Source organism: Pseudomonas sp. W2Oct36, assembly GCF_041060465.1.
Classification (GTDB): domain Bacteria; phylum Pseudomonadota; class Gammaproteobacteria; order Pseudomonadales; family Pseudomonadaceae; genus Aquipseudomonas; species Aquipseudomonas graminis_B.
Genome location: NZ_JAUERW010000003.1, coordinates 501505 through 521931 on the forward strand (window position 1 = coordinate 501505; position 20427 = coordinate 521931).

General features: G+C 60.2%; 21 protein-coding genes and 2 tRNA genes. 17 read left to right on the plus strand and 6 right to left on the minus strand.

What is annotated here, in order from left to right; translation table 11 throughout:
• The 7 genes from lolB to ychF all read left to right on the plus strand — a co-directional run bounded on the left by lolB (position 1) and on the right by ychF (position 5106).
• Positions 1-618: a lipoprotein insertase outer membrane protein LolB gene (lolB, locus tag QWI18_RS07650; RefSeq protein ID WP_192132535.1), complete on the plus strand. Its 618-nt coding sequence runs from the start codon at positions 1-3 to the stop codon at positions 616-618.
• 2 nt (positions 619-620) lie between these two features.
• Positions 621-1472 carry a 4-(cytidine 5'-diphospho)-2-C-methyl-D-erythritol kinase gene (gene ispE / locus QWI18_RS07655; RefSeq protein WP_192132533.1) on the plus strand — a complete coding sequence of 284 codons (852 nt, stop codon included), beginning with the start codon at positions 621-623 and terminating at the stop codon, positions 1470-1472.
• Positions 1473-1508: 36 nt separating this feature from the next.
• Positions 1509-1583 (plus strand) — tRNA-Gln (locus tag QWI18_RS07660).
• A gap of 47 nt (positions 1584-1630) precedes the next feature.
• On the plus strand, positions 1631-2572 hold the full coding sequence (locus tag QWI18_RS07665) for a ribose-phosphate pyrophosphokinase (RefSeq protein WP_037018241.1): 942 nt from the start codon (positions 1631-1633) through the stop codon (positions 2570-2572).
• Between the two features lie 140 nt (positions 2573-2712).
• Positions 2713-3324, plus strand: coding sequence for a 50S ribosomal protein L25/general stress protein Ctc (locus tag QWI18_RS07670; RefSeq protein ID WP_065991778.1), 612 nt, complete (start codon positions 2713-2715; stop codon positions 3322-3324).
• 75 nt (positions 3325-3399) lie between these two features.
• The gene (gene pth, locus QWI18_RS07675; protein WP_369318547.1) at positions 3400-3984 is read left to right on the plus strand and encodes an aminoacyl-tRNA hydrolase; all 585 of its coding nucleotides are present in this window, start codon (positions 3400-3402) and stop codon (positions 3982-3984) included.
• Positions 3985-4005: 21 nt separating this feature from the next.
• Positions 4006-5106, plus strand: a complete 1101-nt coding sequence (ychF, locus tag QWI18_RS07680) for a redox-regulated ATPase YchF (RefSeq protein WP_065991776.1) — start codon at positions 4006-4008, stop codon at positions 5104-5106.
• 87 nt (positions 5107-5193) lie between these two features.
• Here the strand turns inward: ychF and QWI18_RS07685 are convergent, their stop codons facing one another.
• Together QWI18_RS07685 and QWI18_RS07690 are read right to left on the minus strand one after the other, a co-directional pair.
• On the minus strand, positions 5194-5850 hold the full coding sequence (locus tag QWI18_RS07685; protein ID WP_192132531.1) for a bifunctional 2-polyprenyl-6-hydroxyphenol methylase/3-demethylubiquinol 3-O-methyltransferase UbiG: 657 nt from the start codon (positions 5848-5850) through the stop codon (positions 5194-5196).
• Between the two features lie 158 nt (positions 5851-6008).
• Positions 6009-8066, minus strand: coding sequence for a methyl-accepting chemotaxis protein (locus tag QWI18_RS07690; RefSeq protein ID WP_369318548.1), 2058 nt, complete (start codon positions 8064-8066; stop codon positions 6009-6011).
• Positions 8067-8498: 432 nt separating this feature from the next.
• Between QWI18_RS07690 and QWI18_RS07695 the strand changes: the two genes are divergently transcribed.
• From QWI18_RS07695 to QWI18_RS07705, 3 genes are all read left to right on the plus strand, one after another.
• Positions 8499-8575: transfer RNA gene (locus QWI18_RS07695), tRNA-Met, on the plus strand.
• A gap of 434 nt (positions 8576-9009) precedes the next feature.
• On the plus strand, positions 9010-9714 hold the full coding sequence (locus QWI18_RS07700) for a hypothetical protein (RefSeq protein WP_369318549.1): 705 nt from the start codon (positions 9010-9012) through the stop codon (positions 9712-9714).
• A gap of 141 nt (positions 9715-9855) precedes the next feature.
• A complete protein-coding gene (locus tag QWI18_RS07705) occupies positions 9856-11436 on the plus strand; it encodes an aldehyde dehydrogenase (NADP(+)) (protein WP_369318550.1) in 1581 nt (526 codons plus the stop codon).
• A gap of 80 nt (positions 11437-11516) precedes the next feature.
• Here the strand turns inward: QWI18_RS07705 and QWI18_RS07710 are convergent, their stop codons facing one another.
• Entirely contained in the window at positions 11517-12125 is a 609-nt protein-coding gene (locus QWI18_RS07710; RefSeq protein ID WP_065991771.1) for a flavin reductase family protein, read from the minus strand.
• Positions 12126-12307: 182 nt separating this feature from the next.
• Between QWI18_RS07710 and QWI18_RS07715 the strand changes: the two genes are divergently transcribed.
• The 5 genes from QWI18_RS07715 to QWI18_RS07735 all read left to right on the plus strand — a co-directional run bounded on the left by QWI18_RS07715 (position 12308) and on the right by QWI18_RS07735 (position 15767).
• On the plus strand, positions 12308-12445 hold the full coding sequence (locus tag QWI18_RS07715) for a hypothetical protein (protein ID WP_167355827.1): 138 nt from the start codon (positions 12308-12310) through the stop codon (positions 12443-12445).
• Positions 12442-13194, plus strand: a complete 753-nt coding sequence (gene aztA / locus QWI18_RS07720) for a zinc ABC transporter ATP-binding protein AztA (protein ID WP_369318551.1) — start codon at positions 12442-12444, stop codon at positions 13192-13194. The genes QWI18_RS07715 and aztA overlap by 4 nt, the downstream gene beginning before the upstream one ends.
• Complete coding sequence (locus tag QWI18_RS07725) at positions 13191-14060, plus strand: metal ABC transporter permease (RefSeq protein WP_065991769.1); 870 nt, start codon at positions 13191-13193, stop codon at positions 14058-14060. The genes aztA and QWI18_RS07725 overlap by 4 nt, the downstream gene beginning before the upstream one ends.
• Before the next feature lie 27 nt (positions 14061-14087).
• A complete protein-coding gene (locus tag QWI18_RS07730) occupies positions 14088-14975 on the plus strand; it encodes a metal ABC transporter substrate-binding protein (RefSeq protein ID WP_369318552.1) in 888 nt (295 codons plus the stop codon).
• Between the two features lie 141 nt (positions 14976-15116).
• Complete coding sequence (locus QWI18_RS07735; RefSeq protein ID WP_369318553.1) at positions 15117-15767, plus strand: HD domain-containing protein; 651 nt, start codon at positions 15117-15119, stop codon at positions 15765-15767.
• A 13-nt stretch (positions 15768-15780) separates the two neighbouring features.
• Here QWI18_RS07735 and QWI18_RS07740 read toward each other — a convergent pair whose 3' ends face one another.
• Both QWI18_RS07740 and QWI18_RS07745 read right to left on the minus strand, forming a co-directional pair.
• Positions 15781-16062, minus strand: a complete 282-nt coding sequence (locus tag QWI18_RS07740; protein ID WP_065991766.1) for a BrnA antitoxin family protein — start codon at positions 16060-16062, stop codon at positions 15781-15783.
• A complete protein-coding gene (locus QWI18_RS07745; protein ID WP_369318554.1) occupies positions 16022-16417 on the minus strand; it encodes a BrnT family toxin in 396 nt (131 codons plus the stop codon). The genes QWI18_RS07740 and QWI18_RS07745 overlap by 41 nt, the downstream gene beginning before the upstream one ends.
• Positions 16418-16576: 159 nt before the next feature.
• Here QWI18_RS07745 and QWI18_RS07750 point away from each other — a divergent pair, with 159 nt between their 5' ends.
• The gene (locus tag QWI18_RS07750; protein WP_369318564.1) at positions 16577-18199 is read left to right on the plus strand and encodes a methyl-accepting chemotaxis protein; all 1623 of its coding nucleotides are present in this window, start codon (positions 16577-16579) and stop codon (positions 18197-18199) included.
• A gap of 194 nt (positions 18200-18393) precedes the next feature.
• Positions 18394-19560 (plus strand): hypothetical protein, encoded by a 1167-nt coding sequence (locus QWI18_RS07755; protein WP_369318555.1) that lies wholly within the window; start codon positions 18394-18396, stop codon positions 19558-19560.
• A gap of 121 nt (positions 19561-19681) precedes the next feature.
• On the opposite strand, the gene can is transcribed toward QWI18_RS07755, so the two are convergent.
• The gene (can, locus tag QWI18_RS07760) at positions 19682-20323 is read right to left on the minus strand and encodes a carbonate dehydratase (protein ID WP_065991764.1); all 642 of its coding nucleotides are present in this window, start codon (positions 20321-20323) and stop codon (positions 19682-19684) included.
• Positions 20324-20427 lie beyond the last annotated feature (104 nt).

The following is a 20427-nucleotide window of genomic DNA, read 5'->3' on the forward strand; positions in this document are numbered from 1 at the left end:
ATGCAATTGCGCCACGTACTCGTATTCAGTCTGATCGCCCTGCTCGCTGGCTGTGCCGGCATGTCCTCCCGAGAAGCCGTACAAGGCAAGGGCGACGCCAATCAATGGCGTGCGAACAAGGAACAACTCAGCAGCCTTGATGGCTGGCAGATCAACGGCAAGGTTGGCATCCGCGCACCAAAGGATTCCGGCAGCGGCACGCTGTTCTGGCTGCAACGCCAGGATTACTACGACATTCGCTTGTCCGGCCCGCTGGGCCGCGGTGCTGCCCGCTTGACCGGTCGCCCTGGCGCAGTCTCACTGGAAGTGGCCAATCAGGGCCGCTACGACGCGCCGGATCCGGAAACCCTGCTCAAGGACCAATTGGGCTGGAAACTGCCGGTGTCCCATCTGGTCTGGTGGGTGCGCGGCTTGCCCGCCCCGGACAGTAAAAGCAGCCTGACGCTCGACGGTGACAGTCGCTTGTCCAGCCTGGCGCAGGATGGCTGGCAGATCGAATACCTGAGCTACACCCAGCAGAACGGTTTCTGGTTGCCTGAACGCATGAAGCTGCACGGGCAGGACCTGGACGTCACGCTGGTCATCAAGGACTGGCAACCACGCAAACTGGGGCGATGAGCATGTCGCAACCACGACTGACACTGCCCGCCCCAGCCAAACTGAATCTGATGCTGCACATCACCGGGCGCCGCGCTGACGGTTATCACGAACTGCAGACGCTGTTTCAGTTTCTCGATTACGGCGACGAGCTCAGTTTCGCGCTTCGGAATGATGGAGAGGTGCGCCTTCAGACGGAAATCGCCGACGTCCCCCACGACAGTAATCTGATCGTCAGAGCGGCTCGCGCCCTCAAAGAGCAATCCGGTTGCTCGCTTGGCGTTGATATCTGGCTGAAAAAAGTCCTGCCCATGGGTGGCGGCATTGGCGGCGGAAGCTCCGATGCGGCAACGACATTGCTCGGCCTGAATCATCTCTGGCAGCTTGGCTGGGATGAAGATCGGCTAGCGGCGCTGGGCCTCAAGCTTGGGGCAGACGTGCCGGTTTTCGTGCGTGGACATGCCGCTTTTGCGGAGGGCATCGGCGAGATACTGACCCCCGTAACCCCCGAAGAACCTTGGTATCTGGTGCTGGTGCCGCAAGTATCTGTAAGTACAGCAGAAATTTTTTCAGATCCGCTGTTGACACGTGACACTCCGCCCATTAAAGTGCGCCCCGTTCCCAAGGGAAACAGTCGAAACGACTGCTTACCGGTTGTAACGAGGCGGTATCCAGAAGTTGGTAACGCTTTGAATTTGTTAGGTAAATTTACCGAAGCAAAATTAACCGGAACTGGAAGTTGTGTGTTTGGGGCCTTCCCAAGCAAAGCTGAAGCTGATAAAGTCTCGGCCCTTCTTACAGAGACCCTTACGGGGTTTGTAGCAAAAGGCGCAAACATCTCGATGTTGCACCGGAAGTTACAAACGCTGCTCTAAAAGGAACCGAGTGCCAGGCACTCGTGCAACAGATACAGGGGCGTCGCCAAGCGGTAAGGCAGCAGGTTTTGATCCTGCCATGCGTTGGTTCGAATCCAGCCGCCCCTGCCATTTTCCTATAGTCATCCAGGCATACCCTAAGCCTCCAGGTACTGCGCGTGTCCAAGATGATGGTCTTTACGGGGAACGCCAACCCCGATCTGGCTCGGCGTGTCGTACGTCAGCTGCATATCCCTCTCGGTGACATCTCTGTTGGAAAGTTTTCCGACGGTGAGATTACCGCTGAGATCAATGAAAACGTTCGCGGTAAAGACGTCTTCATTATCCAGCCGACCTGCGCTCCGACCAACGATAACCTGATGGAACTCGTCGTGATGGCTGACGCCTTCCGTCGCTCCTCGGCCACTCGTATCACAGCTGTAATCCCTTACTTTGGTTATGCCCGCCAGGATCGCCGTCCGCGTTCCGCCCGTGTGGCTATCAGCGCTAAAGTGGTCGCGGACATGCTCACCGTCGTCGGTATCGACCGTGTGCTGACTGTCGACCTGCACGCCGACCAGATTCAAGGCTTCTTCGATATTCCGGTAGATAACATCTACGGCTCCCCGGTTCTGGTGGATGACATCGAAGACCAACGCTTCGAAAACCTGATGATTGTCTCCCCGGATATCGGCGGCGTCGTGCGTGCACGTGCTGTTGCCAAGTCCCTGGGCGTCGATCTGGGCATCATCGACAAGCGCCGCGAGAAGGCCAACCACTCCGAAGTGATGCACATCATCGGTGATGTCGAAGGCCGTACCTGTATTCTCGTCGACGACATGGTCGATACCGCCGGCACCTTGTGCCACGCGGCCAAGGCGCTGAAAGAACACGGCGCTGCCAAGGTTTTCGCGTATTGCACACACCCTGTTCTGTCGGGCCGTGCAATCGAGAACATCGAAAATTCCGTGCTGGACGAACTGGTGGTGACGAACACCATCCCGTTGTCCGCTGCAGCACAGGCCTGTGACCGTATCCGTCAACTGGATATCGCACCGGTAGTCGCTGAGGCGATGCGTCGCATCAGCAATGAAGAATCGATCAGCGCGATGTTCCGATAAGGGCCCTGCCCTGCCGAACCATCCGTTGACGAAAAGCGCCCCGCCCCGACACTCAATGCCGGGGCGGGGCTTTTTTGCCCATACCGTGTCTGGCGCTGGTCGCAAACGCCGCTCGGTCATGGCTATATTGGAGATGCAAAATGAACGAATTTACTCTGAACGCCCAAGCGCGTACTGACCTGGGGAAAGGTGCGAGCCGCCGCCTGCGTCGTCTCGCCGCCTCCGTCCCAGCCGTTGTTTACGGTGGTGGCCAGGAAGCAACTTCGATCACCATCGAAGCCAAAGAACTGGCAAAAATGTTCGAAAACGAAGCTGCTTACAGCCACGTTATCGAGCTGAACATTGCTGGCGCCAAGCAGAACGTCATCGTTAAAGCGATGCAGCGTCACCCTGCCAAGCAGTTCATCATGCACGCTGACTTCATCCGCGTCGTGGCTGGCCAGAAACTGACCGCTATCGTTCCAGTGCACTTCATCAACGAAGAAGCACCGGTCAAGAAAGGCGGCGAGATCTCGCACACCACCACCGAGCTGGAAGTGACCTGCCTGCCGAAAGACCTGCCTGAGTTCATCGAAGTTGACCTGGGCGCTCTGGAAATCGGCGACAACGTTCACCTGTCCGACGTTAAAGCACCTAAAGGTGTTGAATTCGTTGCTCTGGCGCACGGCAAGGACCTGGACATCGCTAACGTCCACGCTCCTCGCATCGTCCAGGACGAAGAAGAAGGCACCGCAGAAGGCGAAGCAGAGTAATTATTACTCGCTAGCCGGTTGAACCCGTGATGATGCTCGCCATCATCACACTCGACCCAAGGAAGAGCCCCTGACGTGACCGCCATCCAACTGATCGTCGGCCTGGGAAATCCAGGCCCCGAATACGAACAGACCCGGCATAACGCAGGGGCTCTTTTCGTTGAGCGCATTGCCAGCGCACAGCGTGTCAATCTGACCGCTGACCGCAAGTATTTCGGCCTGACGGCTAAATTCAGTCATCAGGGCCAAGACGTTCGTCTGCTGATCCCCACCACCTACATGAACCGCAGCGGCCAGTCCGTGGCAGCTCTGGCGGGTTTCTTCCGGATTCCTCCGCAAGCCATTCTGGTGGCCCACGACGAACTCGACCTGCCTCCGGGCGTCGCCAAACTCAAACTGGGTGGCGGGCACGGCGGGCATAACGGGTTGCGCGACATTATTGCGCAGCTCGGCAACCAGAACGGCTTCCACCGCCTGCGGCTTGGCATCGGCCACCCGGGCGACGCCAGTCTGGTGTCCAACTTCGTCCTGGGTCGAGCGCCACGCGCCGAGCAGGAAAAACTGGATGCCAGCATCGACTTTGCCCTCGGCGTGCTGCCGGATGTACTCGCTGGCGACTTCGTCAAGGCGATGCGCGTCCTGCACAGCCAGAAGGCCTGACATCACTCGAGGGGAAACACCATGGGATTCAACTGCGGCATCGTCGGCCTGCCCAACGTCGGCAAGTCCACCCTGTTCAACGCCCTGACCAAATCCGGTATCGCGGCGGAGAACTTTCCCTTCTGCACCATCGAACCGAACACAGGCATCGTGCCCATGCCGGACCCGCGCCTGCAGGCCCTGGCCGACATCGTCAACCCGAAGCGCATCCTGCCGACCACCATGGAGTTCGTCGACATCGCCGGGCTGGTAGCCGGTGCATCCAAAGGTGAAGGCCTGGGCAACAAGTTCCTCGCCAATATCCGCGAGACAGACGCCATTGCTCACGTGGTGCGCTGCTTCGAAGACGAGAACGTGATTCACGTCTCCAACAGCGTCGACCCGAAGCGCGACATCGAGATCATCGACCTGGAACTGATTTTTGCTGACCTCGACAGCTGCGAGAAGCAACTGCAGAAAGTCACGCGCAATGCCAAGGGCGGCGACAAGGACGCAGTGGTCCAGAAAGGCCTGCTGGAGCAACTCATCGCTCACTTCACGCTGGGCAAACCCGCGCGCAGCCTGATGAAGAGCATGAGCGCCGATGAGAAAGCCGTCATCAAGGGCTTCCATCTGCTGACCACCAAACCGGTCATGTACATCGCCAACGTCGCTGAAGACGGTTTCGAGAACAACCCGCACCTTGACGTGGTTCGCGCGATCGCCGAAGAAGAAGGCGCCATGCTGGTGCCGGTCTGCAACAAGATCGAAGCGGAAATCGCCGAACTCGACGACGGCGAAGAAAAGGACATGTTCCTGGAGGCTCTGGGCCTTGAAGAACCTGGTCTGAACCGCGTGATCCGTGCCGGATACGAAATGCTGCACCTGCAGACCTACTTCACTGCCGGCGTCGAAGAAGTGCGTGCATGGACAGTCCGTGTCGGCGCCACAGCGCCACAGGCTGCCGGCGTGATCCACACCGACTTCGAAAAAGGCTTCATCCGCGCCGAGTGCGTCGCCTACAACGACTTCATCCAGTACAAGGGTGAAGCCGGTGCCAAGGAAGCGGGCAAATGGCGTCTGGAAGGTAAGGATTACATCGTCAAGGACGGCGACGTTCTGCACTTCCGTTTCAACGTCTAACGCCCTCGTGGACCTCCACGAACCTCGTTGAACGTCAAAGCCCGCGTATCACTCAGTGATCCGCGGGCTTTGTGGTTTTAGTGCAACTCAGACAATCGGCTGCGCTACGCGAAACAGCAGCACCACGCCTTCGCGCTTCAGCGTGACCTCGCGAAAGTGCGTCCGCAAATGCACTTCGAAGCCGGCCTGAGTGTCCCCGCTATTTCCGAAAATGCCTTTCTTGTTGTAGACCGCCATCAGCTTGCGACCGAAGCCGTTGTGCCCCGCCTCGTCCCCTAGAATCGTTGCGCCAAACAAAACGCCGTCCGGGTTCAGGTTGTGCTTGAGCTGAGCGAAGATCGCCGCCTTGGCATCCGTCGGGCCTGGCAGGCAGTGCAGCAGGTAAAACAGCGATATCGAGTCGAAGCGTTCGTTGCCTGGGATCGGCGTCATTACGTCATGCTGAAGGGTGTGCGTGTCTGGCCGGCCGATCCTGCTTTTAGCGGCGGAGAGGCTGCTTGGATTGAGGTCCATGAGGGTGATGCGGGTGTTCGGCGGCAGCTTCGCTTTCGCCAGGTAATAACCCGTGCCGACGCCGATATCCAGATGGTGGGCACGCACATTGGCGCGGAAGAACGGCAAAAGCACCTCATCGGTTGGGCAGCGCCAGGCATACCGATTGGAAATGCCCAACACCCAGGCGTCGTACAACGCTAACGTCAGGGGCGAATAAACCGCCGCACCTGCGGCACTGCTGTCGGTCATGGAGAAATCCCCTACGGCGATGGGTATCAGAAGACGATGAGAAGGCGACGAATCTTATACGTCGCCAGCCGTTCTTCTTTCAACCCACGGCGCAGGGTGCGGCATGATGGCGCGCATGCAATCGCAGGCCGATCACCCTCACGCTTCGCCTGCGCGGCTTACCCCAACCGGAATCTCGCGGTGTTGTCGCTCAAGGCCCGGCTGCCTTTGGTCAGGGTGTCTGCGGCATGATTTACCGCACGCGCACCGTCAAGCAAGCGGCCAGCGGCCTGATCCACCTGCTGAATATTGCCGCTAACCTCGTCCGCCGTCGCGGCCTGCTCTTCGACTGCGGTAGCGATCTGCGCCAGCGTGTCAGTGACGATTTGCACCGCGCTGGCGATCTCTTCCAGCCGCTCGCCCAAGCCGGTCACCGACTGCGCGTCACTCACCGCCTGACCACACGCCGCCTCCATCAGGCTAACGGCCTGGCTGACGGTCGACCGCAGGCTGTCCACGGTCCCGGCAATTTGCGCGGTGGAAGCCTGTGTCCGCTGGGACAAACTGCGCACCTCGTCAGCGACCACGGCGAAGCCACGGCCTTGCTCGCCCGCACGCGCCGCTTCAATGGCAGCATTGAGCGCCAGCAGGTTGGTCTGTTCGGCGATGCCGCGAATGGTGTCCACCACGGACTGGATCTGCTGCCCCTGCTCGCTGACCTTGCTCAACGCATTAGCAGTGTCGGTCAACTTCTGGTTCAGTTGCTGGATACTCGCCGTGGTGCGCTGACTGTCGCGGCTGCTGTCTTCGGCGATGCGTCGGGTGGCCTGGGCGCTGCCGGATGCGGCTTCGCAACTGCGGGCAACCCCCATGGACGTCGCGGCCAGCTCGGTGGCCGCAGCGGCGATCTGGCTGATCTGCTGTTGTTGATCTTCCACTTCGTTGAGCGTGCTGCCGGACTGCGCGTTGAGGGTCAGCACCGCAGAGCCCAGTTGCTGGGTTTCGTGGTTGACACCCAAGAGACTGGTGCGCAGTTGCACCACTGCTACGTTGAGGGCGGTGCTGATGGCTGCGAGTTCGTCACGCCCCTGAACGGCGACCTCGACGCACAGATTGCCGTCACGGAGCGACTCGGCCAGGGTCGTTATGCCCTTGGCGCTGCGCTGGATCGATGCCTGGAGGCACATGAAGAGATACAGCGCCGCGAGCGCTAGAATGCTGAAAATCGCAGCGATCGGCACGAACTGCAGAGTGGACTGCTCATGGTAATAATCGAGCCGGCTGGTCAATGATGAGAGCGATTGCTTGCGTAAGGCCGCCAATCCATCGCTGACACCGTCGACGCTGCGCTCGAACGCAGCAGGGTCGAGCTTGATGCTGCCGCCGAACACGCCGTCGTCGAGCACTTTCAATTCGTTATCAAGGCGCTGAAGACTGTCTTCATACTGACGCGTCCAGACCTCCATGCCCGGGTACGCTTTCGATTTCAGCGAGCTGACGGCTTTGACCAGTTGATCACGGGCGTCACCGATGCGACTGCGCAGGTCGCGCATCTGAAGACGGCTCTGCAGCGAGAACTGCCCTGATGCGATCGACGACTGGCCGATACTCGCCATCCGCCCTACTCGCTCGACAAGGTCGGGCGCCTGCTGCGTGGCGATCTGCATCAGCAAGTAGGTTTCAAGCCAGGGATCAAGGATCAAGCCGCTGTCCATGGCGATCTGTTCACGCAGACTCTGCAGCGCCGTAAGGGCAGAGGTAAAACGATCGTAGCCGTCCGGCCACCAGCCGACGCTGCGCAGAGATTCCGAATCCATGCCTTTGACCGAGGCCTGCAGCGCTTGATACCGCGTCATGATGTCCGCGCTGGCGTTCTGTGCCTTGAGTTCATCGCCCAGGGACGCCAGGGTGCGGGTCAGGTCAGGGTTGGCGGCATCCAGCGCGTTCATGGCTGCCTTCGCGGCCGGCGTCGGATCACGAAGAATGTCGGCAGCCTTCCAGCGCGCGGCGCGGTTGCGCTGTGCTGTCAGTTGCACATCCAGCGCATCGAGTGCCATGAGCTGGCGCACACCGGCTTGCTCCTGAGAAATCACCTCCAGCTTGCTGCGGTAATCCTGGCCGATCATCCACAGACTGCCCGCGAGCGGCAAGATGAACAGAAAGAAGAGCACCTGAAACTTGCGCGCGAACCCGAGACGTCCGAGCAGGCGGATGCCTGGCGACAAAAGACTCTGCATAGCCAACCACTCCTCACCGACAGACGCTGCGCGACGAATAATCATCGCTGCGCTGCCTTACATTTTTACAGGCAAAATGCCATGTCTGTGTTTTAAAAACGATAACCGCCCATCTTTTGAACGAGGGCCGCACTCAGACTTATCGAAATCCGCAGCCACCTAGCTCTATAACGGCAGCGTTGCGGCAGGCATAAGCAAGAACCGGACCGATAGCACGAGGCCATCAAACCGGGCACGAGATCGAGGACAGTGCACGCTGAGTGCGCGAAAGTGGGGCGAAAGCACTCAGCGCAAGGAGTGAAACTGTCACCAGCGTGCAGGGATGAGAAAATGGTAGAAGAGCCGGGAGGCTAACCGATTGATCGTGTGGATAAATTTTTTCAAAGAGACGCTTGACACATATGTGATCTGAGCGAATAATGCGCGCCACTTGGCTACATAGCTCAGTTGGTTAGAGCATAGCATTCATAATGCTGGGGTCCGGGGTTCAAGTCCCTGTGTAGCCACCAAGTACCTCAACAAAGCCCGCCTTGTGCGGGCTTTGTTGTTTCTGGCGTTCTGTGCCTAAGGCGGGATCCCAAATCGCCGATAGCCCTGTACTGCATCTCGCAGTGCACGGAGGCAATATGAAAAAGATCGCTATCGCTGGACTGGTCGCTCTGCTTTCAATCGTTTCACTTTCCGCGTCAGCGTGTCCGAAAGGGACGCATCCAACAGGCGGGACGGGCTCACACCATAAAGGTGGCACCTGCGTGTAAGACTAGCCCGGCAATTGCCGGGCTTTTTGATTCCGTAGTCTGCGCGCATCCAACGCCAATCGCCCTGCGGTCCGGGCGAAGACGGCAATCCGTGACAACGGCGCCCTCGTCCAATAGATTACGCCCCTCGAAACGCCCCGAGCTTTTCGCGCCTCAACCCCAGTTAACGAAGCAGTGGATGTTCAATGTCTGATTCCCATACCGATCCGGCGGCAAACGCCGTGTCGTCGAAGCAAGCCTACGAAGAAGCCATCAACCTTTCACAACATGTGCCACAGGCCAAAACCATCAGCGAGATGGTGCTGGACGCATTCCAGAGCGCCAAGGAAAGCGACCAGATTCGCGACCTGCGCCTGGCCATACGCGCCGCCCATGACCGATTCGATGATGACCAGGCCTACGAGCTGATGGGTCAGCTTAAGCAGCTCAAGGACGCCGAAGCCGCCGACATGGCCGCGCTCGAAGACCTGAGCGCGAAGTTTCCGATCAGCCGGATTCTCTCCAGCTATAAAGACGACCCGAGTTTTCAGGAGCTCGTCTACAGCCTGGCGTTGAAGGTGCTCAATCAGACGCATCAAGCGGTCAGCAACCCGAGCGGCGGCAAGAGCAAAGCGGCGCGGCCGAAGAAGGAAGCAGAAGTTTTCGTCATCAGCAAGGACGGCGCCAGCGTCACCCTGCCCCTGCGCACGCCGCGCTCGAAAGCCAACGCGGACCGCGAAGCCTTTGAATTCCTCGGCTTCTCGTTCATCGGTGAAGGCGATGACGCCGAGCTGCAGAGCGAAGTGTTCGTGGACAAGGACGGCAACCAGCAGCCGGCCACGCGCAAGAACATTGTCAGCGCGATCCAGCAGCAAACTGCGTTTGAGGGATTCAGCGCCGTTCAGCAATAAGCTGCAGCCATAGGCGCGTCCATAAGCTCAACAGCAAGCTCAACACCCGCACCGGTGGCGATCGCAGCGCCATGATGTAACCTCAATGGCTGGCCACAGCGGTACCCACTGGCGGTCGCCGCCCTCGAGAGGTGTTGAGCAATGCAGATTCTTGGTGAAACGATCATCGGACAACGCGCTGTACAAGGTCAGGGCGGAGAAGTTTTCGCCCTCGCCGCCGCCACCGGTGAACCCCTGACGCCGTCGTTTGGTGCCAGCACGCTGGAGGATGTAAACGCTGCGTGTGAACTGGCCGAAGCGTCATTCGACCGTTATCGGCAACTGAGTGACGACCAGCGCGCCAGCTTCCTTGAAGCCATCGCCCAAGGCCTTGTGGATCTGGGCGATGTGCTGACCGAGCGCGTTCATGTCGAAAGCGGCCTGCCCAAGCCACGCCTGGAAGGCGAGCGGATGCGCACGGTCAATCAGCTGAAACTGTTTGCCAGTCTGCTGCGTGACGGACGCTGGCACGGTGCCGTGGTCGACACTGCGATGCCGGAGCGCCAACCACTGCCGCGCGCCGACCTGCGTCTGCGGCGCATCGGTCTTGGTCCGGTGGCGGTGTTCGGTGCGAGCAACTTCCCCCTTGCCTTCTCGGTTGCCGGCGGCGATACCGCTTCTGCGTTGGCGGCCGGTTGCCCGGTCATCGTCAAGGCGCACCCGGCCCACTTGGGCACCAGCGAACTGGTGGGACGCGTGATCCAGAAAGCGGCGCGCGACACCGGCATGCCGGAAGGCGTGTTCTCACTGCTGATCGACAAGGACATTGCTGTCGGCCAGGCGCTGGTCAGTCATCCCTTGATTCAAGCAGTGGGCTTCACTGGCTCGCGTCGTGGGGGTTTGGCGCTAGTGGCGGCCGCCCAGGCCCGTCCGGTGCCGATCCCGGTGTATGCCGAGATGAGCAGCATCAACCCGGTGTTCCTGCTGCCGGCTGCTTTGCTGGCCCGCGCCGAAACCATCGCCAAGGGGTTTGTCGAGTCGCTGGTCATGGGCGCCGGGCAGTTCTGTACCAACCCGGGCATCCTGCTGGCACTGGAAAGCGACGCGCTGGAAACATTCGTGTCGGCCTCGGCCAAGGCGCTGTCTGACAAGCTGCCGACCACCATGCTGACGCCGAACATCCACGGCGCTTACTGCAACGGCCTGAATAACCTGCACAGCGCATCCGGCGTGACGCTGGTGGCTGAAGGTCAGGAGGCCGACGGTTCATTCCAGGCCCGCCCGGCCTTGTTCCGCACCGACTCAGCCACGTTCCTCGCCAACCCCGCGCTGGAGGACGAGAACTTCGGCCCAAGCGCGCTGCTGATCGTCTGCTCCGACGTCGCCGATCTGCAGAAAGTGGCTGCCAGCTTCGATGGGCAACTGACCGTGACGTTGCAGTTCGACGACGGCGACGAAGCGACCGCTCAGTCGCTGCTGCCGATCCTGGAACGCAAGGCGGGACGGATTCTGTTCAATGACTTCCCGACCGGCGTCGAAGTGAGCTATTCAATGGTCCATGGCGGCCCGTTCCCGGCAACCTCCGACAGCCGCAGCACTTCGGTGGGCGCAACGGCCATTGATCGTTTCCTGCGTCCCGTGTGTTACCAGAACGTGCCGGACTCGCTGCTGCCACCTGCGTTGAAAGCCAGTAATCCGCTGAAGGCCTGGCGCCTGGTCAACGGCGAGCTGTCAAAGGACTGAGCGGCATCAACGCCGGCCACTGAAGCTGCTTCACCGCGCGCCTTCCAATTCGGGGCGCGCGCTTCCAAGCCGAGCGTGGGTCAGTCAGCGGATCGCTGCAACACCTTGCCGTCCACCCCATCACCGATTACCAGAAAATGCCCGCCCGCCACATGGTGAAGGGTGCGCAGCGCATCATGCCCCTCGAAATGCCAGTGCCCTTCGGAGAACACGCGTTCATCCGCCCACGCCGCAACCACTTCGCCGATGAACAGGTCGTGGGCGCTCTGATTATGTGGCTCGGGAATCAATCTGCACTCCAGCCAGCCTGCGCAACCTTCCAGCAACGGCGCTTCAACGTGGGAGCCCGCGAAGGTCTCCAGTCCATACGCTTTGAATTTATCCAGGCCTTGCTCATGGGAGATGTCCAGCCCTGAGGTCGAGCCAACCGTTTCAACAATATCGATCTGGCTGAGGGTCGGCACGTTGATTACAAACGTCCCGGAGCCTTCGAGCAACTGCCGCGTCCAGACGGACTTATCCAGCACAACCGTGACTTTCGGCGGCTGGAAATCCAGCGGCATCGCCCACGCTGCCGCCATGATGTTGCGTTGCCCGTCGTGGGCAGCGCTGATCAAGACCGTCGGACCGTGGTTGAGCAAGCGGTAGCATTTGGCGAGGGGTACCGGACGCCGGTGAGAAACAGTCATGGCAATCATCCTGGCAACGAGAAAAGTCATCGAAAACTACAGGGTTTCTTGTGCCGGGGAAACGCCACCCTCCCCAGGGCGATGGAAACTGTCGCCTCCCTGAACTTCACCCAAATCACACTTTGCAGATCACGCTAAAGGTGATGTAATACTATAACAAATTATTTCAGGCAGTCCTTGTTGTGAAACGCGATCCCCGGCTTCCTCCCTCCCTTGCAACGTCCGCACTGGCTCAATCGGCCAGCAAGCGCGTGATGATTTCCCTCGCCGTGCTGGTCGTGCTGTGGATCGGCGTTACCTGGGCGGTAGCGATTCCATGAGCGCTGCCATCGACCTCCACGACCTGACACTGACCTACGAACGCCGGCCAGCGGTGCATCACGCCAACGGCCGATTCGCGGCGGGCAGCCTGACGGCGATCGTCGGCCCCAACGGCGCCGGTAAGTCCACGCTGATCAAAGCCATCGCCGGCACGCTCAAACCCGCGGTCGGACGCGTCGAGCGCAACCAGTTGCCAACGCGGCACATCGGTTATCTGCCCCAAGCCGCAGAGATCGACCGCAGCTTTCCGCTCAGCGTGGCCGACACCGTGATGATGGGCGCATGGCGCAGCATCGGCGCGTTCCGCGGCGCCACGCGCAAGCACGCTCAACAGGCCAAGGAGGCGCTGGGTGCCGTGGGTTTGGCGGGATTCGAGCAACGCAGCATCAGCTCGCTGTCGTCGGGGCAGTTTCAGCGCGTGCTGTTCGCCCGGCTGTTATTACAGGACGCTTCGGTGATTCTGCTCGACGAGCCCTTCACCGCCATCGATGCACGCACCACGCGGGACTTGCTGGAATTGATCCGCACTTGGCACGGCCAAGGGCGCACCGTCATCGCCGTCCTGCATGACATCGAGCAGGTGCGTCAGCACTTCCCGAGCACGCTGCTGCTGGCCCGGGAAATCATTGCCTGGGGCGACACCGCCGACATCCTCAACGACGACAACCTGCGCCGCGCCAAGAACATGGCCGAGCACTGGAACCCTGACGCGCAGCCGTGCGACGCCGATGCGGAGCAAACCCTGTGACGCTCTATAGCCTGTTGATTCAGCCCTTTGTCGATTTTGGTTTCATGCGCCGCGCTTTGGTGGCGTGCCTGGCGCTGGGCATCGGCTCCGGCCCGGTCGGCGTGCTGCTGATGCTTCGCCGCATGAGTCTGGTGGGCGACGCCATGAGTCACGCGGTCTTGCCGGGTGCCGCCGTGGGTTTTCTGTTTGCCGGGTTGTCACTCCCGGCGATGGGCTTTGGCGGCCTGATCGCAGGCCTCGCCGTGGCGTTGCTATCGGGGTTGGTGAGCCGTTACACAACACTGCGTGAAGACGCCAGCTTCGCCAGCTTTTACCTGACGTCGCTGGCTGCCGGCGTGCTGATCGTTTCCCTGCACGGCTCCAACGTTGACCTGCTTCATGTGCTGTTCGGCACCATCCTGGCGATCGACGATCAGGCGATTTTCATGGTCGGCGGCATCGCCTCGTTCACCTTGATTCTGCTGGCGCTGATCTATCGCCCGTTGATCCTCGAATGCTTCGACCCGGGTTTCCTGCGCGCAGTGGGCGGTCGAGGTTCGCTGTATCACGTGCTGTTTCTGCTGCTGGTGGTGCTCAATCTGGTGGCGGGGTTTCAGGCGTTGGGCACGTTGATGGCCGTCGGCATGATGATGCTGCCCGCCACGGTCGCACGATTCTGGGCTCGCTCGCTCACCGGCATGATCGTGGTTTCGACCGCAGTGGCGACGCTTTCAGGCTTCATCGGGCTGATCGTTTCCTACCACGCCAGCGTTGCGTCGGGCCCGGCCATCGTGCTCACCGCCAGCGCCTTTTACGGGTTCTCACTGTTCTTTGGACGCAGCGGTTTTGTACGCCGACTGTTCCCGAGGGTTCATCTGTCCGGCTGATCGTCCTCTTACCGCAAGGAAACCACCATGAAACGTTTTACGCTTCTGACCGCCGCGCTGGCGTTGTCGGGCCTGGCCAACTTCGCCCAGGCAAAAACCCTGGAGACTGTCGCTTCGTTCACCGTTATCGCCGATATGGTGCACAACGTCGGTGGCGATCACGTGCACGTGACCTCGCTCATCGGGCCCAATGGCGACCCTCATGTCTACGAGCCCACGCCCAATGACGCCCAGGCACTGAAAAAAGCCGACGTCGTGTTCGTCAGCGGGTTGCATCTGGAGGGTTGGCTGGATCGGCTGATCACCGCCTCCGGCTACAAAGGCCAACCCGTCGTGCTGTCTGACGGGATCATGACCCGCAGCATGGAAGAAGACGGCAAGAAGATCACCGACCCCCATGCCTGGAACAGCGCGGTAAACGGCGTTGTTTACGTCAGAAACATCATCAAGGCCCTGCAGAAAGCCGACCCTGAAAATGCCGCCGATTACCAAGCCAACGGTGACAAATACATCGCCCAACTGCAGGACATGGACGCCTACGCCCGCGCGCAGATCAGCACCATCCCGGTCGCACAGCGCAAGGTGCTGACGTCCCACGACGCCTTCGGCTATTTCGGCGATGCCTACGGCGTGACCTTCCTCTCACCGCTGGGCTTTTCCACTGAAACCGAGGCCTCGGCGGCTGACGTCGGCAAGCTGATCAATCAGATCAAGCAGGAGCACGTCAGCGCCTACTTCTTCGAGAACTCCGGCGACCCGCGCCTGGTGCAACAGATCGCCAAAGCCAGCGGCGCGCACCCGGGCGGCGAGCTGTATGTGGAATCGCTGTCGCCCGCAGACGGCCCGGCGGCGACGTACGTAACGATGTTTCGCTACAACGTGGACAAGCTGGCAGCGGCCATGAAAGGCCAGTGATGCAACGTCGCAACGGCTGACTGATCTCTGCTGCGCGACGTGCGTGGCAGGGATCAGCAACCCGGCTCAGCGAACCGGCAGCGCTGATGCGGGTCAATCTGTATGCTGGCGCCCCGTTCGCCGACATCGACAGGATGATCCATGACCGCCCTCTCCTTCGCGCCTTTTCAGCCCCTCGCCGACCTCCTGATTCCCCACACCGTGGCAGAGAGGCTCGACGGCTCCCACGACGTATCCCATCTGCACCGGGTCTGGAGCAACGTCTGCGCCATTCGTGACACGGAGGGAGGCGATCACCAGATCCTGCTCGCCGCCACCCTGCTCCACGACTGCGTCTCCGTGGAAAAGAACTCGCCCTTTCGCTCAAGCGCCTCACGCCTGGCCGCGGCGAAGGCGACCGAACTGCTCGCAGAAATGGGCTGGGACGAAGAGCGGACCCAGGCCGTCGCCCACGCCATCGAGTGCCACAGCTATTCGGCCAACATCACGCCCACCTCGCTGGAAGCGAAGATCCTGCAAGACGCCGACCGTCTCGACGCCCTTGGCATGGTCGGCGTGGCGCGGCTGTTCTACGTGTCCGGGCGCATGGGCAGCCACCTCTACGACCCGGTCGACCCGCAGGCGCAACAGCGCGATCTGGACGACAAACGCTTCGCCGTCGATCACTTCACAACCAAGATCTTCACCCTGGCGCAGGGGTTTAAAACAGCCGCGGGCCGCCATATGGCGCAGGTCAGGCATGCACGGGCCGAGCGGTTCTTGCGGGAGTTTATGGAGGAGATTGGTGCCTAGGGTGCGTGGAAGGTCATAGCGATATTTCGGACGGCTCATGGGTTTTTAGCCAGTCGACCAGTGCAGCATTCATACGCGTTTGCCAGCCGGGTCCTGATGCCCGGAACTGCTCCACCACGTCGTGTTCCAGGCGAATGGTAATTCGCTCCCGCACAATCACAGAACGTGGTCGGCCACGCTTGACCAATTGGTCACCCACATATTCATCAGCATGATCGAAGTATGCATCTGACAATTCGGGTGCATCGCCGGGATCAACCCAGTCGGTGCCGGTAGAGGGTTTGTTCACGCTCATTGGCCTTTCTCATGGAAATGATACGGCGAGCCGCGCCGCGCGGTGTCCAGACCAGGACAACCATACGTTCTGACAACACTCCAACCGTGATATATCGGGTTTCCCCGTAGTCCTGCCGGCAATCTTCGAGGGTCAAATGCCTGCCGGCGAATACCAAGCCGGCATCCCTAAAGTCGAGGCCACGCTTCAGAAAGGTGATGTCGCGTTTTGCAATGTCGAAGATTATCTGCATTGAATTATTGTATGTACAGCAAATAACGGAGCAAGGCCGCCGAGGCTTGCAAAGACGTATCCCACAATCAGCGCTGACAATGCCCACTCGTATCCCTGCTGACGTCACGCTGGCCTCCAGCATCTGACCGTACCGCAACAATTCAGAAACATCTCCAACAATGTCACAAAGACATCACGGAACACCTCTATAACCATCTCTCCGGTGTTTTCGTCGATGGGATGGGTGGCAGTGAAAAGGTTATTGCGTCGTGTGGTCCGTCCTTCTTCCAGGCCTGTTTTCCTGCGTCGCTTCAGGATTACCCAGCGGTTGGTGCTGTGCTTCGGGGTGACCGCGCTGTTGCTGGTGGCGCTCGGTGTGTTCTGCCTGTTGCAGATGCAGAGCATCCGCGATCAGGGGGAGGCGGTTGAGAGTGGATCGCTGCCCAGTATTGCCATGGCCGACGCGATCGCCATCGACCTGATCAAGTTGCGTGGCGAGAGCGCCAGGCTGATCGCCAATGCCGACGACCCCGGCGCGGTAGTGACCAGCAAGATCAATGTCGAGCAGCTGAAGAACGAAGTCGAAAAAGGCTTCGCCGATTATCTTGCCCACGCCACCGACAGCACCGAGCGAGACTCCATCAAGGCCCTTCAAGACGCCTATGGCGCTTTCATGCCGGGGCTGCACGACGAAATCGCTTTGATCGAGCAACGCAAACTCGACGACGCGCGCATGCTGCTCAACACCACGCTGAGCCTGCAGGGCGACCTGATGGACATGCAGGTGCAATTGCTGCGCGAGCTGAACAAGCAAAGTGCGGCGGGCACCGTCGAAGCGGCCGGCGCGCGGTTCCAGCAGACCCGAATCATCGCCGTCAGCGCCATCGTGGTGGCGCTGGTGCTCACCTTGTTACTCGCGTGGCGGCTTAGCCTGAGCATCATCCGCCCCCTGCGTCAGTCGCTGCACATTGCCAGCACCATTGCCCAAGGCGATTTGAGCCCGCAGCCGATTCCGGAAGGCAAGGATGAAACCGCTCAATTGCTCAAAACCTTGGGCCTGATGCGCGCCAATCTGCACGGCACGATCGATCAGATTTATGCCGCAGCTCGCCAGCTAAGCCAGTCCGTCCAGGAGATGGGGGCGATTGCCGATGCCAGTGCCAAAAACCTGCAACTGCAAAACGATGAGATCGAGCAGGCGGCAGTTGCCGTTAACCAGATGAGTCAGGCTGCCGGGGAAGTCGCCGACAATGCCAGCAGCACGTCGAGCGAATCGAAGGCGTCCAACGAAGCGGCCGCCGAAGGGCGTCTGCGCCTGACCGGCACCATCGATTCGATCAAGGAGCTGACCGACAACGTTCTTGATTCCTCTCACCAGGCCGACGGTCTCGCCGAGCGCACGCTGAGCATCAGCAAGATTCTCGAAGTGATCCGGGCGATCGCCAACCAGACCAACCTGCTTGCACTGAATGCCGCCATCGAAGCCGCACGGGCGGGCGAAGCGGGCCGCGGGTTCGCGGTGGTGGCCGATGAAGTACGCTCACTCGCCCAACGCACCAGCGCGTCGACCACCGAGATCGAGACCCTGATCAACGATGTGCAGAAAAGCACTCAGGAGACCGCGCAAACGTTACGCGTCACCGCGGCCCAGGCCAATCTAACCCTGGAGCAAGCCGCTGCCACTGGTCACGCACTGACCGTCATCATCAGCGCAACCTCGACCATCAGCGACCGGAACATGCTGATCGCCAGCGCCGCCGAACAACAGGCGCAAGTGGCTAACGAAGTTGATCGCAACCTGAGCAGCATTCGTGACCTGTCGACGCAATCGGCGTCGGGCGCTCAGCAAACCACGGTGGCGAGCAATGCGCTGTCGATGCTGGCAACCGACCTGAACACGATGGTTCAGCGGTTTGTGTTGTGAGCCACTCGCCAGAGTAATGCGGGCCCTGGACGGCTGGCAGAACAGTGGGCCAGTTCTGGCACGCCGCGTTACAGGCGTGCCTTCGAATATAAATCCGCCGCAACCGCCGCTGCCCATTCCCAGCCCTGTCCAAGTGTTTCATGATCGAAACACCACCCACGCAGAGGGGTGTCTACGCCAACAAGGACATGAGCATGAAAAAAACAGCCGTATTGAGCATCGCCCTGACCGCATTGACGCTGAGCATCACCGCCCAGGCTGAAGTCAGCGTAAAACTGGGGAGCAAGGAACGCGTCACACACCTGTTTGCCTACCCGAATAACTGCAATGTCATCTGCTTCCGAAACTGGACGCTCGAACAGACCGTCGAGCACTACCTCACACAAAGCGTGCAGCGTGACGGGTACGGCGCGGCCAAGGTTGCGGTACACAACGACAACGACGTGATTTACGCCGACATCAGCGGGGTGCCGGACGGCTACGACAAACCACTTTCAGCGCTGCTCGACGCCGGCGACCTGGCCTACGCCGGCGCGAGCAAACTCAACGCCGATAACAAATTTGCCTACAACTGGTATCTGTTTCTGCCGCTGGGTATGGCGCTGGAAAATCGCAAGAGCGTCGAGCTGCTGCATTTCCCGCCGGACTACTCCCTGACTCAGGCTCAGGACTATCTGTTCTCGGCCACGACCGACCGCTGGTCCGAGCTGCTGACGGATAACGGGATTCCCAAAGAGCAGACGCCGGCTTATCAAACCATCATCGACATCGCGCCCATTGCAGCGCCATCCAACGCTGGCAAGGACCTTGAAAACGTCTACAGCTACTTCACCGATTACCAGACGAACATGGTCAAGCAGCTGACGCAAAGCGCGGCGGGCTCATCGCTGCCGATGGTCGCGTTCGGTGCGCCGGTACGCGCCTGGCTCAAGCAGCAGTACAACGTGACGGTTCCGGTGTTAGGTCTGGCGAGCATCAGCCCGGCTGGCGGGCAAAGCGTCGCGGTGCTGGGTTCGAATCACCCGAGCTATATCTGGAATGCAGCGGACAAAAGCAATTACAGCGGGGACGAAGCCAAGGCGGATGAAGCCGGTTTGAAGGTCATGGGCCAAGACCTGAGCGCGGCGTGCTGGCAAGCGGGCATGGGCCAGAAACCAACGACCGACCCGGCGGCGCTGTTGAACCAGTGCACGACCCACTGGCAGGTGACCAACAAGGTTGAAACCTGCAAGTTGTTCTTCACCACGGTCCGCAAGTTGACGCCGGATCAGGCGGCAGCGAAGTGCCGGACAGGCGAGGTGTCGCGGCAGATCAAGCAGCTGCAGAAGCCGCTGCCCCAGATGAAGAGCGCTCAGCTTTAACGCATCGATCCTGTAGGAGTGAGCTTGCTCGCGATGTCCTCAGCGCACACAGAGGTGACTGGACTGACGCTACCGCGAGCAAGCTCGCTCCTACTATTTGATGGACGCATGCCCTACCCGATCACTCCCCCTGCGGACGCAGACGATACTGCGGCGGCAATTGCTCCGGGCCGCTGATGGTCGCGTTCAGACTCTTCCAGCGCCCATCCTTGATGCCATAAATGCAGCCGTGAACCGACAACTTCTGTCCGCGATGCCAAGCGTTTTGCACAATGCTGGTATGGCCGACGTTGGCGACCTGCTGAATCACGTTCAGCTCGCACAGCCGGTCGACTTGTTCTTCTTCCGTCGGCAGCTTGGCCAGCAGCTCACGGTTTTCGTAGTACAGATCGCGAATGGTGCGCAGCCAGCCGTCGATCAGGCCGAACTGGCGGTCCTGCATCGAGGCGCGCACGCCGCCGCAACCGTAGTGACCGGTGACGAGGATGTGTTTGACCTTGAGCACATCGACGGCGTACTGAATCACGGACAGGCAATTGAGGTCGGTGTGCAGCACGACGTTGGCCACGTTGCGGTGCACGAACAGATCGCCCGGCAGCATGCCGACGATTTCATTGGCGGGTACACGGGCGTCCGAACAACCGATCCATAGGAATTCCGGCGTCTGCTGGCGTGCCAGCTTGGCAAAGAACTCGGGGTCTTCTTCCTTGATGGCGGCAGCCCAACGTTCGTTGTTGTCGATCAAGTCTTGTAGTTCGTTCATGCGTTGATGCCTCGGAAATGATGCTCAGCTATGACTGGGGCTCGGCGCTTCAAGTCACGCGCAGTGATCGACCGATGTGCGGCACCGATCAGGAACTGAATGGA